Genomic DNA, 15613 nt, shown 5'->3' with positions numbered 1-15613 from the left:
CGCAGAACCGCGGCAGGATGCGCCCTGTTATCACGGGCCGTTAATGCTGTCCGCTGCCAGCGCTGCCCGTGGTGAATGCCAGCAAGACAAGGCCCCGGACCCGCGTAGGTTCCCTGCCTGCGTCGATTGCGCATCAACGCGCGCTTTTCAACGCCTCCAAGACGTGTTACCAGCCAGCGCCAATCCTGAAAGGGAATATTGAGGAGTCGGCGCTGAACACCATTGGTGCCAGTGCTCTTTTTCGCATTCCCCATTTTCACACATGAAGGACTGGCCATGGCGAAAATCATCGAATCCTCCACCGGCGCACTGGCGCTAACCTTCGACGACGTGCTGCTTCAGCCCGGCCACTCCGAGGTCATGCCCGGCGAGACCGACATTCGCACGCGGATCGCCGGCGACATCGAGCTCAACCTGCCGATCATCTCGGCTGCGATGGACACGGTCACGGACGCCCGGCTTGCCATTGCCATGGCCCAGGCCGGCAGCATCGGCGTCATCCACCGCAATTTCACGCCGGCCGAACAGGCCGAGCAGGTTCGACAGGTCAAGAAGTTCGAATCGGGCATGGTGGTCAACCCGGTGACGATCGGCCCGGACGCAACGCTTGCCGACGCGCTCGGCCTGATGCGCGCGCATGGCATCTCGGGAATTCCCGTGGTCGAGAACGGTGGTACCGGTGGGCAGAAGACTGGCCGCCTCGTTGGCATCCTCACCAACCGAGACGTCCGCTTCGCCTCCGACCCGTCCCAGAAGGTCTACGAGTTGATGACGCGCGAGAACCTCGTCACCGTCAAGGAGACGGTCGACCAGGAGGAAGCCAAGCGGCTGTTGCACGCGCACCGGATCGAGAAATTGCTGGTCGTCGACAGGCATGGCAATTGCGTCGGCCTCATCACGGTCAAGGATATCGAGAAGTCGCAGCTCAACCCCAATGCCTCCAAGGACGCGCAGGGGCGGCTGCGGGCAGCTGCCGCCACCAGCGTCGGCGAAGACGGCTTCGAGCGTGCCGAGCGTCTGATCGATGCCGGCGTCGATCTGCTCGTCATCGACACCGCCCATGGCCATTCGCAGCGGGTTCTCGACGCTGTGACGCGCGCCAAGAAGATCTCCAACGCGGTCCGCATCATGGCCGGCAACGTCGCTACTGCTGAAGGCGCGCAAGCGCTGATCGATGCCGGCGCCGACGCCGTCAAGGTCGGTATCGGGCCTGGCTCGATCTGCACCACGCGCATCGTGGCCGGCGTCGGCGTGCCGCAGCTTTCGGCGATCATGTCGGCAGTCGAGGCGGCTCAGAAGTCAGGTGTCACGGTGGTCGCCGACGGCGGCATCAAGTTCTCCGGCGATCTCGCCAAGGCGCTTGCCGCCGGCGCTGGTGCGGCGATGATCGGTTCGCTGCTGGCCGGCACGGATGAGAGCCCCGGCGAGGTCTACCTGCACCAGGGCCGCTCGTTCAAGGCCTATCGCGGCATGGGCTCGGTGGGTGCCATGGCGCGCGGTTCCGCCGACCGCTATTTCCAGGCCGAGGTCCGCGATACGCTGAAGCTGGTGCCTGAGGGTATCGAGGGGCAGGTGCCTTACAAGGGCCCGGTCTCGGGCGTCCTGCATCAGCTCGCCGGCGGCCTCAAGGCGTCGATGGGCTACGTCGGTGCGCGCGATCTCGCCGAGTTCCGCGAGCGCGCTACCTTCGTGCGCATCTCTAATGCCGGCCTCCGCGAAAGCCACGCCCACAACGTGACCATCACGCGCGAAAGCCCGAACTACCCGGGCGGCATCTGAGCCGAGAGATCGTGCGGCCGCGGTATCGCGCAGCCGCAATGAGTTTCATCACGGCGGCGGTGTCGCCGCGATGGCGCTTCTCGAATACTTTTATTTTAGCAGGTTGAGCGGCGGCATGCCGTCGCTTGATCTGCGCTTCCTGGGCTTTTCCGACAGCGACTCCGGGCTGATCGTAGCGAAAGTCGCCCTGCTGCTCGTCCCGGCGGGCGTCATCGCAATCTTTGCATTGGCTGCGCGGCGCGTGCGCTCGCTGGCTGATCGGCTTAAAACCGTACCGAGAATTTTTGCTTGTTGTCGAAGTCAGACGGGTCGATGAATTCCAGGTATTGAGCAAGCAGCCCGCGCGGACGTTCGCCCTTGGTGTGCTCGGCGAACTCCGCCCTTGCGGCGTCCTTCACCATATCTGAAAGATCCAGATCCACTTCCGGCAGGTCCTTGCCCGAAGTCGGTTCGGACATGGGTGCTACCGAAGTCATGCCGCTCAGGGCCTGAACGATAGTCATGGCTGCCTGAGAATCGTAGGGCTCGGATGAGGACTTGTTAGCCTGAGCCTCTTCCAGCGCCTCCTGCACCTTCTCGGGAATCGCCGCTGCCTCGTCGAGCTTTTCCTTGGCTTTGGCAGTTTCGATCGCTTTCAGGTCCTCGGCGATGGTTTCTTCGTCCACGACGTCGATGGAGGATTTCTTCTGGTCGATGAGCGTCTCCTCGACCGACTTTGCCCCTTCCGTAGCCGTTTCCAGGCGCTGGGCGACTTTACTGCCCGCTTGGCCGGCGAGACCTTCGGCGACCGCGTCGTACACCCTCTTCGCAGAATCGCCGTCCGGCTCGGCGAATGCCTTGAACAAATCGAGTGCGTTCATTCCGTGAAGACGGAAACCAGCGACATCTTCCAATGACCTCATCAGGTCGACGTCGCTTGCCAGATACTCGGTCTTGAACTTTTCAAGGACGAGCTTGGCGACGGCGCGGAAGGTCACGCCGTTCTCACCGGGCTTCGGAATGCGGAAGTCATCGCCAGAGCCGACTGCCACGTTCTTGCTAAGCGCCGTCTCGCGCCACTTGTTTCCCTCTTCGATCGCCTTCGGATCGCCGTCGCTGCCGAGGCCCATCTTGTCGTTGAGGTAATCCACGGCCCGCTCGACCATGGAGAACATTACCTCCATCGGCGTAAGGCTGATGCCGAAGTAGTGCTCGTTGATTGCCTGCATGTCCTTTGGTCGGACCGGTGCAGCCTGCGCCATGCCGCCCAGCGGCTTGATGCCGCCAGCAGCAGCCTGTGCGTCGGCCCACATCGCGCGCTCGCGGGAGTAGGTTGCGGCCTGGATGACGGACAGTGCGGGCTGGTATCGATTGGCCGTTGCAGGGAGCATCATGTTTGTCCGATTGTAGGGCTGCGCTTAAGCCTATCGTCACTCGCCGGTGTGAATTCTCCGTTAAACATAACGTATGAGTTCGTTGAGTAACTCACGATGTCTATTTAGGTATTTCTGAAGTGCAATTCTACAATCTTCCGGCAAATGCTTGTGAAGGTGCTTCCGGTCTACATCCTCTATTTTTCCTGGAGATGCGTCGACGGCAGGCTGTGGCCTCGGCCGAGGCGCGGGTCAGTCAGGTCAAGACCAGGGCGGCCGAACTTGTGTCGAGCGCGAGCGCCGCCAACGGTTGTCGCTCTACGTCACCGAGGGCGTGGCCCATCGCCGTCGCGCGTTCATCGCCGGATGGCGGGTGCAGGCGCTGCTGTGGATCTGGTTCGCCATGTAGCGCGGGCGCAGTCAGGGGCGCGGCAGTCTATGCCGCGCCGTTCAGTTCTTGACGTCGAACACTGTGATCTTGCGCTTGTCGAAGCGGATGGCGATCTCGCCGCGTACCAGGCGCAATGCCGCCTCGCCGAATACCGCGCGTCGCCAGCCCTGCAGGGCAGGGACGTCGGCGTCCTCGCCCTCGGCTGCGATGCGGTCGATGTCGTCGCCGGAGGCGAGCACCTTCGGTGCCACTCCTTCCTTTTCCGAAACCAGGCGCAGCAGTACCTTCAGCAATTCGGAGGCCGCGCTCGAGCCTTCGGGCGGCTGGGATGACTTCGGCAGCTTGGGCATTTGGTCGCGCGGCGTATCGAGCGCGGCGTTGACCACGGCCAGCAGTGCAGCGGCCGAGGACGACCGCTCCCAGCCCTTCGGCGTGGTGCGCAGGCGGCCAAGTGCTGTGGCGTCGCGCGGTCCCTGCTGGGCGATCTCGTAGATGGCATCGTCTTTCAGGACGCGTCCGCGCGGCACATTGCGTTCGCGTGCCTCGCGCTCGCGCCAGGCGGCTACTGCCTGGACGACGGCAAGCTCCTGGGGCTTGCGCAGTCGCATCTTGAGGCGCTTCCAGGCGTCTTCGGGATGCGGGTCGTAGGTCTCGCGGGAGGTCAGGACCTCCATCTCTTCCGTCAGCCAGTGCGCACGGTTTTCGCGGTCGAGTTCCTTGACGAGGTGCTGGTAGACGCCGATGAGATGGGTGACGTCGGCCAGCGCATAGTCGAGTTGCTTGTCCGACAGCGGCCGATGACGCCAGTCGGTGAAGCGCGACGATTTGTCGATGCGCCCGCCTGTCACCTTCTGTACGATCTGCTCGTAAGAGACGCTGTCGCCGAAGCCGCAGACCATCGCCGCCACCTGCGTGTCGAAAACCGGATGCGGGATCAATCCGCCGAGGTGGAAGATGATCTCGATGTCCTGCCTGGCGGCGTGGAAGACCTTGGTCACCGCTTCATTGGCCATCAGGCGGAAGAACGGTTTCAGGTCGAGGCCGGGGGCGAGCGGATCGACCAGTGCCGACACGTCAGGAGTCGCCATCTGGATCAGGCAGAGCTCGGGCCAGAAGGTGGTTTCGCGAATGAACTCGGTGTCTACCGTGACGAAGTTGGATTTTTCGAGCGCGGCGATGACGGTATCGAGTTCGTCCTGGGTCGTTATTACATGCATATTATGACTTTGGTCCGGACGCGTTGTCTTTCCATTTCAGTCGAGCGCGCTTTCGTCAAGGACCTGTGTCCTCGGGCTGGGAAGTTCAGTTGGCGTTGGAACGGTCGGCGGAGGGGCTTCGCCGGGCGAGGCGGGAGAATATCGGCGACGTCTTCAGCAACGCGATGAAGCGTCCGCGCCGGCCGGCGGGAACCGGCGACCGCGCGCCCATGCGATAGACTATGACGGCCACGAACATCACATACACCGCCGCGCTGAAGGCAAACAGCGAATGCGGGCCATATTGCTCCATGACGAGTGCGGCAACCAGTGGGCCACCAATCGCGCCAATCGAATAGAACAGCATCAGCGCCGCATTGACCAAAACGAACTCGCCCTTTTCGGCGCGGTCGTTCGCATGTGCTGCCGACAGCGAATAGAGCGGCATCGCAAACGAGCCGAAGATGAAAACCAATATGAAGTTGGCAAGCGACGAGTTGCCGGCCAGAAACACCAGCATCAGTGCCGATACGAGTGCGCCGCTGGTGGTGATCAGGAGCACCATCCGGCGATCCCATCGATCGGAAAGATAGCCGAGCGGGTACTGGATGAGCGCGCCGCCGATGATGCCGACGCTGACGAAGGTGACGACATCGGTGACCGACATGCCGATCTGCTCGGCATAGATCGGGCTCAGGGTGCGAAAGGCGCCATTGGTGATGCCGACGAAGACGCAGCCGAGGCTGCCCAGCGGCGAGATGCGCCAGGCCCGCTTGAGGTCGAGCTTGACCTCTTCTGGCGGGGTCGGGTTGGAGCGGTCGCCGAGCGACACCGGCACCAGCGACAGCGTGATCATGATCGACATGATGGCGAAGATGGTGAAGCCGTCGGCGCCGAAAACCGGGATCATGAACTGCGCCCCGGTCACCGAGCCGATGTCGATGATGCGGTAGATGGCAAGCACTCGTGCGCGACTGTCGTTCGACACGCCCGAGTTGAGCCAGCTTTCCATCACGGTGAACAGGCCCGCGAAACAGAAGCCGGTGGCGAAGCGGATCACCGACCACATCAGCGGATCGATGACCAGCACCAGCGTCAAGGTGGCCGCGGCGGCAATGGCGGCAAGGGCGGCGAAGGCGCGAATGTGGCCAACCGACTTCATGATACGGGTGATAAAAATGCAGCCGAGCAGGAAGCCGACGAAATAGGCCGTGCCCATCAGCCCGATTGTCGACGCGGAAAAGCCCTCCTTGGCGCCGCGCAGGGCGATCAGCGTGCTTTGCAGGCCGTTGCCGCCAAGCAAGATGCCGGCGGTGATCAGCAGTGGGATCAGAGGACGTATGGAGGACATGTCAGACGCAATTGGAGCGGGCTTGCCCTCTATTGGACTAAGCTAGCCGGCAAAGCCAGCGACATTTCCCGCCAGGATTGGGCCACAAGGGTCTCTTTACCTTGACAAAACCGAGCACCCATGCGCTTTTCGCGCCAATTTTTCGGCCCGGGCGCGACTGTCGTCCCGACGCCGTACAACAACAGCCCGAACCGGAATTTTGCCATGCACCGTTACCGCAGCCACACCTGCGCCCAATTGAGGAAATCCGACGTCGGCTCCGCCGTTCGCCTGTCCGGCTGGGTGCATCGCGTGCGCGATCACGGCGGACTGCTGTTCATCGACCTGCGCGACCACTACGGCCTGACCCAGATCGTCGCCGATCCCGATTCGCCGGCCTTCAAGGTCGCCGAGACGGTGCGCGGCGAGTGGGTGATCCGCGTCGACGGCGAGGTCAAGGCGCGCATGGCCGAGGCCGTGAACGGCAACCTGCCGACCGGCGAGATCGAGATTTTCGCCCAGGAGATCGAAGTGCTGTCGGCGGCCAAGGAACTGCCGCTGCCGGTGTTCGGCGAGCCGGAATATCCCGAGGATATCCGCCTCAAGTACCGCTTCCTCGATCTTCGCCGCGAGACGCTGCACAAGAACATCGTGGCGCGCACCAAGATCATCGCCGAAATGCGCAAGCGCATGGGCGAGGAGGGCTTCACCGAATATTCGACGCCGATCCTGACGGCGTCGTCGCCGGAAGGCGCGCGCGACTTCCTGGTGCCGTCCCGCATCCATCCCGGCAAGTTCTTCGCCTTGCCGCAGGCGCCGCAGCAGTACAAGCAGTTGCTGATGGTTGCCGGCTTCGACCGCTACTTCCAGATCGCGCCGTGCTTCCGCGACGAAGACCCGCGCGCCGACCGCCTGCCGGGCGAGTTCTACCAGCTCGACCTCGAGATGAGCTTCGTGACCCAGGAAGACGTCTGGAACACGATGGAGCCGGTGATGCGCGGCGTGTTCGAGCAGTTTGCCGATGGCAAGCCGGTCACGCAGAAGTTCCGCCGCATTCCCTATGACACGGCGCTGCGCACCTATGGCACCGACAAGCCGGACCTGCGCAACCCGATCGAGATCCAGGAAGTCACCAGGCATTTCGACGGCTCGGGCTTCAAGGTCTTCGCTGGCATGATCGCCTCGAATCCGAAGGTCGAAGTCTGGGCAATCCCGGCAAAGACCGGTGGTTCGCGCGCGTTCTGCGATCGCATGAACTCCTGGGCGCAGGGCGAGGGCCAGCCGGGCCTCGGCTACATTTTCTGGCGCAAGGAGGGCGACAAGCTCGAAGGCGCTGGGCCTATCGCCAAGAACATCGGCGAAGAGCGTACCGAAGCGATCCGCCAGCAGCTTGGCCTGTCGGATGGCGATGCCGCATTCTTCGTCGCCGGCGATCCCAAGAAATTCGTTTCGTTCGCAGGTGCTGCCCGCACCCGCGCCGGCGAGGAACTGAACCTCGTCGACCGCGAGCGTTTCGAACTGTGCTGGATCATCGACTTCCCGTTCTACGAATGGCTGGAAGACGAAAAGAAGATCGATTTCGCCCACAATCCGTTCTCCATGCCGCAGGGCGGCCTGGATGCGCTGAACAGCCAGGATCCGCTCACCATCAAGGCCTACCAGTACGACATGGTCTGCAACGGCTTCGAGATCGCGTCCGGTTCGATCCGCAACCAGTTGCCTGAAGTGATGGTCAAGGCCTTCGAGCTGACCGGAAAGTCGCGTGAGGAAGTCGAGGAGCATTTCGGTGGCCTGTACCGCGCCTTCCAGTATGGCGCACCGCCGCATGGTGGCATGGCCGCAGGCGTCGATCGCGTAATCATGCTGCTTGTCGGCGCAAAGAACCTGCGCGAAGTGACGCTGTTCCCGATGAACCAGCAGGCGCAGGACCTTTTGATGAACGCGCCCGCGGAGGCTACCCCTCAGCAGCTGCGCGAGTTGTCGCTGCGCGTCGCCGTGGCCAAGAAAGAGGCTTAACAAGCCCGCCCAAGCGATTCTTTCGACTCAACAAAAAGCCCGGCATCGCTGCCGGGCTTTTTCTTTGGAATGGTGAACCTGATGTCAGTCCTGGTTCGCTGTGATCGTGAGGCCAAGGGTCTTCGGCAGGTCCTTGGGGCCGGCCATGCCGCTGGCGGCCAGCAGCGCGAACGGCACAGGGGAGCCGGGCTCGGCGGAAATCTCGATCGACTTCGGATTGTCCAGGAATGCCGACAAGGCTGCCATTACCTGTTGGGTCAATTCGGGATTGTTGAGTTCCATCATCATCAGCGGAACGATCGCCTTGGCCTGGTTGGCGACGTCCTTGCCGGTCACGCCCTGCTGCTTGCCGAGATAGTCGAGCACCTTGTTGGTGATCGAGTCGTCATCGAACCTGACGGAGGCGCCGTTGAAGGTGAGCTGCTGCAACAGTCCGAGCATCGCGAGGCCCTGGGTCGAGCTGTCGGCGCCTTCCGGCTGCGCGGCCATGGACTTCTGCAGTTCCTGCATCGACTTGATGAACTCGAGCGTGTAGCCGCCGAGGTCGAAGGTCATGCCGAACGTGCCGGCGTTGTCGACGGTGACGTCATACTGCGTCAGCGCCATCTGGCCGTCCTTGGGCTGCCAGGTTCCTGCGACGTCGAAGCTGCCGCTGATCGCCTGGTAGCCGAGCGCATCGATCGCGGCCTTCGACTGCGGGTCTTCGACGAGGCTGAGGTCGGCGGTGAACTTTTCGGTCGACCCGGTGAACTCCATGGCCTGGCCGTCTGCCGGCGGCGTGATTTCCATCTCGAAGTTGGTCATCTGGAAGGTCTGCTTGCCACCGACCTTGACGCTGACATTCTCGAGGCTTGCCGTCTCGTACATCAGGAACGAGGCGAGCGGATCGGTCGAGCCTTGGGCTGGCAGCGACAGGTTGCCGAGGATCAGCGGACTGATCTCGATCGTCGCACCTTCCTCCGTCACGCTGTAAGGTTCAGTGCTGACGGTTTCGATCTTGAAGCCGCCATTGTCTTCGGAAATACCGCTCAACGTGATCTTGCCGACCGGAAGGGGCTTGTCCTCGCCGGCTACGGCAAGGGTGGCGCCCTCGATTACCATCTCCGAATCGTCGCCGGAAACGCTGCTCCAGCCCAGCGTCATGCTTTGCGCGGCCAGCAGCGACTTGAGCCTTTCGGCGACAGCCGTTGCGTCCTGCGCGAACGCCGCATTCAATGGGACCGTGAAGAGGAACGTCGATAGTGCAAGCTTGCCTAATGCAGAGCGGTAGTGCGTCATCATCTTTTCCTAGAACTGGGAGGAATCGTTCTGGCCTTTCCTGTCCGATAAGAACCAGACCAGTACAAGGCTTCTAGCCACAATGGCCGCAAATCGCCTGAAAAGGCAATTGCGACGATGCGATGCACGCATAGATGGTGAATCATGTATTTGCAACGCAAGGGATATGCATGTCGGCCAAAATATGATGCCTTGCGACGCCGCGACGCCATTGCATTTGTCGATAGAGCTTGTCGCGAATCGCCCGTTCCGATAGTCCAAACCCATGGGAAAAGGGCATTTGCCGCCCGCAAGCGGCGGCGACAACATCGAACCGGTCGATCTGAAGAAGGCGCTTGAAGAGCGCTATCTCGCCTACGCGCTGTCGACCATCATGCACCGGGCATTGCCGGATGTGCGCGACGGACTGAAACCGGTCCATCGCCGCATCATGCATGCCATGCGGCTGCTCAGGCTCAATCCGGACCAGGGCTTCGCCAAATGCGCCCGCATCGTCGGCGAGGTGATGGGCAAGTTCCACCCGCATGGCGACCAGTCGATCTACGACGCGCTGGTGCGTCTGGCGCAGGATTTTTCCGTTCGCTATCCGCTGGTCGACGGGCAGGGCAATTTCGGCAACATCGACGGCGATAACGCCGCCGCCATGCGCTACACCGAAGCGCGCATGACCGACGTGGCGGTGGCGCTGCTCGAAGGCATCACCGAAGATGCGGTGGACTATCGCCCGACCTACAACGAGGAAGACGAAGAGCCGGTCGTCCTGCCCGGCGCGTTTCCCAACATACTTGCCAACGGCTCGTCGGGCATTGCGGTCGGCATGGCGACCTCGATCCCGCCGCACAATGCCGCCGAGCTTTGCAGCGCAGCACTTCACCTGATCGACAATCCCGAGGCCTCGGTTGCCGATCTGATGACGTCGCCGTCGGAGTGGGAGCGCATCAAGGACGATCCCGAAGCGCGGCTCAACTGCATGGTGCGCGGTCCCGACTTCCCGACCGGCGGCAGCGTCGTCGACGATTGGGCCTCGATCGTGTCGGCATACGAGACTGGTCGCGGCGGCTTCCGCGTGCGCGCCAGATGGCAGCAGGAAGACCAGGGTCGCGGCACCTGGAACATCGTCGTCACCGAAATTCCCTATGGCGTGCAGAAGTCGCGGCTGATCGAGAAGATCGCCGAACTGCTGATCGCTCGCAAGCTGCCGCTGCTTGAAGATGTCCGCGACGAGAGCGCCGAGGACATTCGCGTCGTCTTGGTGCCCAAGAGCCGTTCCGTCGATCCGGGGCTTCTGATGGAGTCGCTTTTCAAGCTTACCGAGCTTGAAAGCCGCTTCTCCCTCAACATGAACGTGCTGTCGCGCGGCAAGGTGCCCAACGTTCTGTCGCTCAAGAGCGTGCTGCGGGAATGGCTTGACCACCGCCGCGAGGTGCTGGTCCGCCGCTCGCAACACCGGCTCGGCGAGATCGAGAGGCGCCTGGAGATCCTCGGCGGCTATCTGATCGCCTATCTCAACATCGACGAGGTGATCCGCATCATCCGCGAGGAGGATGAGCCCAAGCGGGTCATGATGGCTCGCTGGGATCTGACCGACACCCAGGCTGAAGCCATCCTCAACATGCGCTTGAGGGCCTTGCGCAAGCTCGAAGAGTTCGAGATCCGCAAGGAACACGATGCGCTGAGCGCCGAAAAGCAGCAGATCGAGGCATTGCTTTCGTCGGAAGCCAAGCAGTGGCAGACGATCAAGTGGGAAGTCGGCAACGTCCGCAAGCAGTACGGCCCGGACACCGAGCTGGGGCGCCGCCGCACCGAGTTCACCGACGCGCCTGACCATGACCTGACCGACATCCACCACGCCATGATCGAGAAGGAGCCGGTCACGGTGGTCGTCTCGGAAAAGGGCTGGCTGCGTGCCATGAAGGGGCATCTCGCCGACTTTTCGCAGCTTTCCTTCAAGGAGGGCGACAGCCTCAAGCTCGCCTTCCATGCCCAGACGACCGACAAGATCTTGGTCTTCACCACCGGCGGCAAGTTCTACACTATCGGTGCCGACCGCCTGCCGGGCGGGCGCGGCCATGGCGAGCCGATCCGTATCATCGTCGACATGGAGAACGATCAGGACATCGTTACCGCCTTCGTCCATGAGCCCAAGCGCAAGCTGCTGCTGGTCAGCCACGAGGGCAACGGCTTCGTCGTCGATGAGGAGGAAGTCGTCGCCAATACCCGCAAGGGCAAACAGGTGATGAACGTCAAGGCGCCCGACGAGGCCAAGCGCTGCATACCGCTTCAGGGCGATCACCTCGCCATTGTCGGCGAGAACCGCAAGATGTTGGTCTTTGCCCTCCAGGAAATCCCCGAGATGACCCGCGGCAAGGGCGTGCGCCTGCAGAAATACAAGGATGGCGGTGTGCTCGACGTCAAGACGTTCGCCATGGATGCCGGCCTGACATGGCTGGACTCGGCCGAGCGCACCTTCACGAGGACGCGCGAAGAGCTGCTTGAGTGGATCGGCACGCGCGCCACCGCTGGCCGAATGGTGCCCAAGGGCTTCCCACGCACCGGCCGTTTCGGCTGATGTTCAGCGCCGCGCGGCAAAGTTTTGGTGCGCGGCGCCGCATTCGGCACTATGATCTTTCTATCGGCGAGGTGAGCACTCGTCGGGCGTGCAACACGGGTCCGCTCCAGGGCCGAGGAGATCAAGGCTCTTGAACGTCACCGATCCCCGCAAACAGCAGCGCGAGCCGCGGCTGTTCGGTCCGTCCCAGCCGATGCGTGCCGCACTCGTACCGCCATTGTCGGCCGCGCGCTGGCTGTTAGTGCTGATCGTTGCCGCCGGCATCTATTTCTTCCACGGCTTCCTGGTGCCGGTCCTGGCGGCGCTCGTCATCGCCTTCGCCAGCTGGCCGCTCTACCGCAGGCTTTTGACTGCAGTGGACGGCAACCGGACCATTGGCGCCACGCTTGCGCTGCTGTTCATCATCGCCTTCCTGGTCGTGCCGATATCCTTTGCCTCGACCTATGCCATCAACGAGATCCGTGAGTGGGGCGGCTGGGCGGTCAATACCAACCGCCACGGCGCACCAACCCCGTTGTGGATCTCGAACCTGCCGGTGGTGGGCGAGTGGCTCAACGAGCAGTGGATCCGCTATGTCGGGCATCCCGGTGCGATCGGCGAACTGATCCAGCTGGTCAGCGGTGCGAATATCGGCAGCATCTATCGCGGCGTTCTCGCTGCCGGCGGCAGCGCCTTCAGCATCCTTTTGACGCTGCTGTTCATGCTGATTGCGCTGTTCTTCACCTATCGCGACGGCGAGATTTTCGTCGCCCAGCTCGATCTCCTGGGTGAGCGCATCCTGCCGATGCGCTGGGAACGCATTTCGCGGGTCGTGCCCAAGACCATCAGTGCGACGGTCATGGGCATGACGGTGATCGCCATTGGCGAAGGCGTGGTGCTCGGCGTGGCCTACTGGATCGCCGGCGTGCCGTCGCCGGTGACGCTCGGCGTGCTGACCGGTTTCATGGCACTGATCCCCGGTGGCGCGCCCCTGGCGTTCACGTTGGTCTCGATCTATCTGGTCGCCAGCGGCTCGCATGTCGCCGGACTGGCGCTGTTCGCCTGGGGGTCGATAGAACTCTTCATCGTCGACAAAACACTACGGCCGAAGCTTGTCGGCGGACCGATCAAGCTGCCGTTCCTGCCGACGTTTTTCGGCCTGATCGGTGGCGTCAAGACGATGGGCCTGCTTGGCCTGTTCATCGGCCCTGTGCTCATGGCGCTGCTCGTCGCGATCTGGCGCGAATGGCTGCGTGAGATCGAGCTGACGGACGAGGCGGCACTTGTTGCCGCCAATGCGCAGCCGGAGGTCGATGCGCCGCGTACTGTCGAAGATTTGCTGGAGGAACGGCCGGCAAAGCGGGCGCAAGCCGATCAGTTGCAGTCCTAAGCCGGCTGTTCGATTGCGCTGTTGATGCGGCGCTTGCGGCTCTCCGAAAGCTGCCAGGCCGAGTGCGCAACGAGGGTGACGATCAGGATCACGCCGCCAATGAGTGTGTTGGTCGTCGGCACTTCCGCAAAGATCATCCACACCCAGATCGGAGCAAGCACGGTTTCGAGCAGGTAGAACATCGCTACTTCCGGCCCGGAAATGTATTTCGGCCCATTGGCGAGGCAGAAGAACGAAATCGGCATGACCACCGCGCCGTTGAAGATGATCCACCAGGGCGCCTCGACCTGAAGGCCGGTCTTGGACACCATGAACGCGGCGACGAGGAAGGGCAGCAGCACGCCGACAAGCGCGGTAAAGCCCATGTCCTTGCCGCTGGCGCGCGAGATGGTGATGGCTGAGGCGATGCAAAACGCCGAGCACACGGCCATCAGGTCGCCGAAGAGATTGCCGGTGCCGACCGAGCCGCCGACGATGATGAGAACCCCACCGACCATGACAAGCATTGCCAGGACCGTTTGCGGTCGCGGCCGTTCGCGGAGAAAAATCCACGACAGCAATGCGGAGAACACCGTGTTGAAGGCGAGGATGAACACCAGATTGGCGGTGGTGGTGTTGTAGACGGCGGTGATGAAGGCCACCGAGCCGATGCCGTAGAGGCCGGCGACGATCAGGCCGGCCCGGCCGGGAATGAGTTGCGGCGCGTTGCGACTGAACGAGCGCCAGACCAGCCAGATGACGATCGCAGCGAGGAAGGTGGTGCCGCTACGCATCATTAGGATCGACCAACTGCTGCCGGAGGCCAGCTTGATCAGCGGAATGTCGACGGTCAGCGCCAAGCCGCCGATGCCGGTCAGCAGCAATCCCCTGGAGTGGTTCGATTGAGTGTTTGCCACGTTTTCCTCTGCCATATGGTCGACGGCAGCGTGGAAAACGGGCCGGACATGCTCAGGTTTTGCCCTCGAAACGCTCCCAGCCTTTCGGGCCGAGATGTTCTTGCGGAGTGAAGCGCACCTTATAGTTCATTTTGCGCGAACCGTTGACCCAGTAACCGAGGTAGACGTGGGGCAGGCCCATCATGCGCGCACGCGTGATGTGGTCGAGTATCATGAAGGTGCCGAGCGAGCGATCGTCCATTTCCGGATTGTAGTAGGAATAGACCATCGACAGCCCGTCGGACATCTGGTCGGTGAGTGCCACGGCCATCAACTCGCCCTGGCCCTTGCCGGTGATGAAACTGTCGGGACCGCGGCGGCGGTACTCGATCACCTTGGTGTCGACATGCGTGTCCTCGACCATCATCGCGTAGTCGAGCACGGTCATGTCAGACATGCCGCCCTTGCGGTGACGTGCGTCGAGGTAGGCACGGAACAGCGAATATTGCTCGGTGGAAGGTTCGGCGTCATGCATCGCGCCGATGAGGTCCGAATTGCGCTCGATCACCCGGCGCATGTTGCGTGTCGGTCGGAACTCCTGCGCCAGGATGCGTACCGAGACGCAGGCGCGGCAAGTTTCACACGCTGGACGGTAGGCGATGTTCTGCGAACGTCGGAAGCCGCCCTGAGTCAGCAGGTCGTTCATCTCCGGCGCCTTGTCGCCGACCAGATGGGTAAAGACCTTCCGCTCGAACTGACCCTCGAGATAGGGGCACGGCGAAGGCGCCGTCAGGAAGAATTGCGGCGAATGGGTTGGGTGCTGCGTCATCGAGCGTCAGAAAGACTCCCCACGAATGTTCCTAGCTTGGCCCTGACAGCAGAAATTTCAACATGAATGTGAAGGCAAGCAGATTCTTTGCCTTCACGTTTTGGCACAAGTGACCGTTTTGACTCGCCGAATGCCGTTTCAGCGGTCGCTGCGGCTTACCACGGTGCCGAGCAGCAGGTCATGCAGCGTGCGCTTGCGGTCGGCAAACAGCGTCACCAGCAGGATCAGCGGCGTGAGCAAAACGTTGCCGGCCCAGAACAGCACCGAATGCACGACTGCCAAAAGACCGTCCACAGGCCTGCCGTCGAGACGGTCGAGACGGATGCCCATCATGCGCATGCCAGTCGTCGCCTGATTGCGTCCGCCGAGCGTCGACCAGACATAGATCAGCGCCACCGCCGGGAAGAGGATGCCGAACAGCGCCCAGCCCAGCCCAAGCGTCAATATGCCGAGCAGCAAGATGATGATGGCGAAGGGGATCATCAGTAGACCGACGATGAGGTAGTCGATGCAAAAGGCCAGAACTCGCCGCGTGCGCACGCCATCATAGGCGCGGACATCGTCGAGCCTGCTGGTGATGATTTCGCGGTCCAGAACGCGTGCGGTCATTTTATCCTCTATGGCGGGCG

Annotated in this window: 12 protein-coding genes; 5 read left to right on the top strand and 7 right to left on the bottom strand. The window is 62.3% G+C overall.

Annotated features, from left to right (window positions below; genetic code table 11):
- Positions 1–276: 276 nt before the first annotated feature.
- Positions 277–1779, top strand: a complete 1503-nt coding sequence (gene guaB / locus ABSY17_RS16545) for an IMP dehydrogenase (RefSeq protein WP_378943056.1) — start codon at positions 277–279, stop codon at positions 1777–1779.
- 70 nt (positions 1780–1849) lie between these two features.
- A complete protein-coding gene (locus ABSY17_RS16540) occupies positions 1850–2095 on the top strand; it encodes a hypothetical protein (protein ID WP_378943053.1) in 246 nt (81 codons plus the stop codon).
- Here ABSY17_RS16540 and ABSY17_RS16535 read toward each other — a convergent pair.
- The 3 genes from ABSY17_RS16535 to ABSY17_RS16525 form a co-directional block, all read right to left on the bottom strand.
- Entirely contained in the window at positions 2043–3152 is a 1110-nt protein-coding gene (locus ABSY17_RS16535; protein WP_378943051.1) for a hypothetical protein, read from the bottom strand. The genes ABSY17_RS16540 and ABSY17_RS16535 overlap by 53 nt on opposite strands.
- Before the next feature lie 429 nt (positions 3153–3581).
- Entirely contained in the window at positions 3582–4739 is a 1158-nt protein-coding gene (gene rnd, locus ABSY17_RS16530; RefSeq protein WP_378943048.1) for a ribonuclease D, read from the bottom strand.
- A gap of 85 nt (positions 4740–4824) precedes the next feature.
- Entirely contained in the window at positions 4825–6069 is a 1245-nt protein-coding gene (locus tag ABSY17_RS16525) for an MFS transporter (protein ID WP_378943046.1), read from the bottom strand.
- A 204-nt stretch (positions 6070–6273) separates the two neighbouring features.
- Here ABSY17_RS16525 and aspS point away from each other — a divergent pair, with 204 nt between their 5' ends.
- Positions 6274–8064, top strand: a complete 1791-nt coding sequence (aspS, locus tag ABSY17_RS16520; RefSeq protein ID WP_378943043.1) for an aspartate--tRNA ligase — start codon at positions 6274–6276, stop codon at positions 8062–8064.
- Positions 8065–8148: 84 nt separating this feature from the next.
- Here the strand turns inward: aspS and ABSY17_RS16515 are convergent, their stop codons facing one another.
- Positions 8149–9342: a hypothetical protein gene (locus ABSY17_RS16515; protein ID WP_378952768.1), complete on the bottom strand. Its 1194-nt coding sequence runs from the start codon at positions 9340–9342 to the stop codon at positions 8149–8151.
- Positions 9343–9607: 265 nt separating this feature from the next.
- Between ABSY17_RS16515 and parC the strand changes: the two genes are divergently transcribed.
- Positions 9608–11911: a DNA topoisomerase IV subunit A gene (gene parC, locus ABSY17_RS16510; RefSeq protein WP_378943041.1), complete on the top strand. Its 2304-nt coding sequence runs from the start codon at positions 9608–9610 to the stop codon at positions 11909–11911.
- Between the two features lie 193 nt (positions 11912–12104).
- Positions 12105–13280, top strand: coding sequence for an AI-2E family transporter (locus ABSY17_RS16505; RefSeq protein ID WP_378952765.1), 1176 nt, complete (start codon positions 12105–12107; stop codon positions 13278–13280).
- Here ABSY17_RS16505 and ABSY17_RS16500 read toward each other — a convergent pair.
- The 3 genes from ABSY17_RS16500 to ABSY17_RS16490 all read right to left on the bottom strand — a co-directional run bounded on the left by ABSY17_RS16500 (position 13277) and on the right by ABSY17_RS16490 (position 15593).
- Entirely contained in the window at positions 13277–14176 is a 900-nt protein-coding gene (locus tag ABSY17_RS16500) for a DMT family transporter (RefSeq protein WP_378943038.1), read from the bottom strand. The two genes, ABSY17_RS16505 and ABSY17_RS16500, sit on opposite strands and share 4 nt — an antisense overlap.
- Positions 14177–14228: 52 nt before the next feature.
- Positions 14229–14984 carry an arginyltransferase gene (locus ABSY17_RS16495; protein WP_378943036.1) on the bottom strand — a complete coding sequence of 252 codons (756 nt, stop codon included), beginning with the start codon at positions 14982–14984 and terminating at the stop codon, positions 14229–14231.
- Positions 14985–15122: 138 nt separating this feature from the next.
- Complete coding sequence (locus tag ABSY17_RS16490) at positions 15123–15593, bottom strand: RDD family protein (protein ID WP_378943034.1); 471 nt, start codon at positions 15591–15593, stop codon at positions 15123–15125.
- Positions 15594–15613 lie beyond the last annotated feature (20 nt).

Source organism: Mesorhizobium sp. ANAO-SY3R2 (genome assembly GCF_042466635.1).
In the GTDB taxonomy this organism is placed as follows: Bacteria; Pseudomonadota; Alphaproteobacteria; order Rhizobiales; family Rhizobiaceae; genus Aminobacter.
Note: the sequence above shows the minus strand (reverse complement) of the source record. Positions and strands in the feature narration are given on the sequence as shown.

Bases quoted from the DNA above. Each gene is read 5' to 3' on its own strand.
- ABSY17_RS16525 (WP_378943046.1), bottom strand. From the start codon at position 6,069: ATGTCCTCCATACGTCCTCTGATCCCACTGCTGATCACCGCCGGCATC.
- rnd (WP_378943048.1), bottom strand. From the start codon at position 4,739: ATGCATGTAATAACGACCCAGGACGAACTCGATACCGTCATCGCCGCG.
- ABSY17_RS16535 (WP_378943051.1), bottom strand. From the start codon at position 3,152: ATGATGCTCCCTGCAACGGCCAATCGATACCAGCCCGCACTGTCCGTC.
- aspS (WP_378943043.1), top strand. From the start codon at position 6,274: ATGCACCGTTACCGCAGCCACACCTGCGCCCAATTGAGGAAATCCGAC.
- ABSY17_RS16540 (WP_378943053.1), top strand. From the start codon at position 1,850: ATGGCGCTTCTCGAATACTTTTATTTTAGCAGGTTGAGCGGCGGCATG.
- ABSY17_RS16490 (WP_378943034.1), bottom strand. From the start codon at position 15,593: ATGACCGCACGCGTTCTGGACCGCGAAATCATCACCAGCAGGCTCGAC.
- parC (WP_378943041.1), top strand. From the start codon at position 9,608: ATGGGAAAAGGGCATTTGCCGCCCGCAAGCGGCGGCGACAACATCGAA.
- ABSY17_RS16495 (WP_378943036.1), bottom strand. From the start codon at position 14,984: ATGACGCAGCACCCAACCCATTCGCCGCAATTCTTCCTGACGGCGCCT.
- ABSY17_RS16505 (WP_378952765.1), top strand. From the start codon at position 12,105: ATGCGTGCCGCACTCGTACCGCCATTGTCGGCCGCGCGCTGGCTGTTA.
- guaB (WP_378943056.1), top strand. From the start codon at position 277: ATGGCGAAAATCATCGAATCCTCCACCGGCGCACTGGCGCTAACCTTC.
- ABSY17_RS16515 (WP_378952768.1), bottom strand. From the start codon at position 9,342: ATGACGCACTACCGCTCTGCATTAGGCAAGCTTGCACTATCGACGTTC.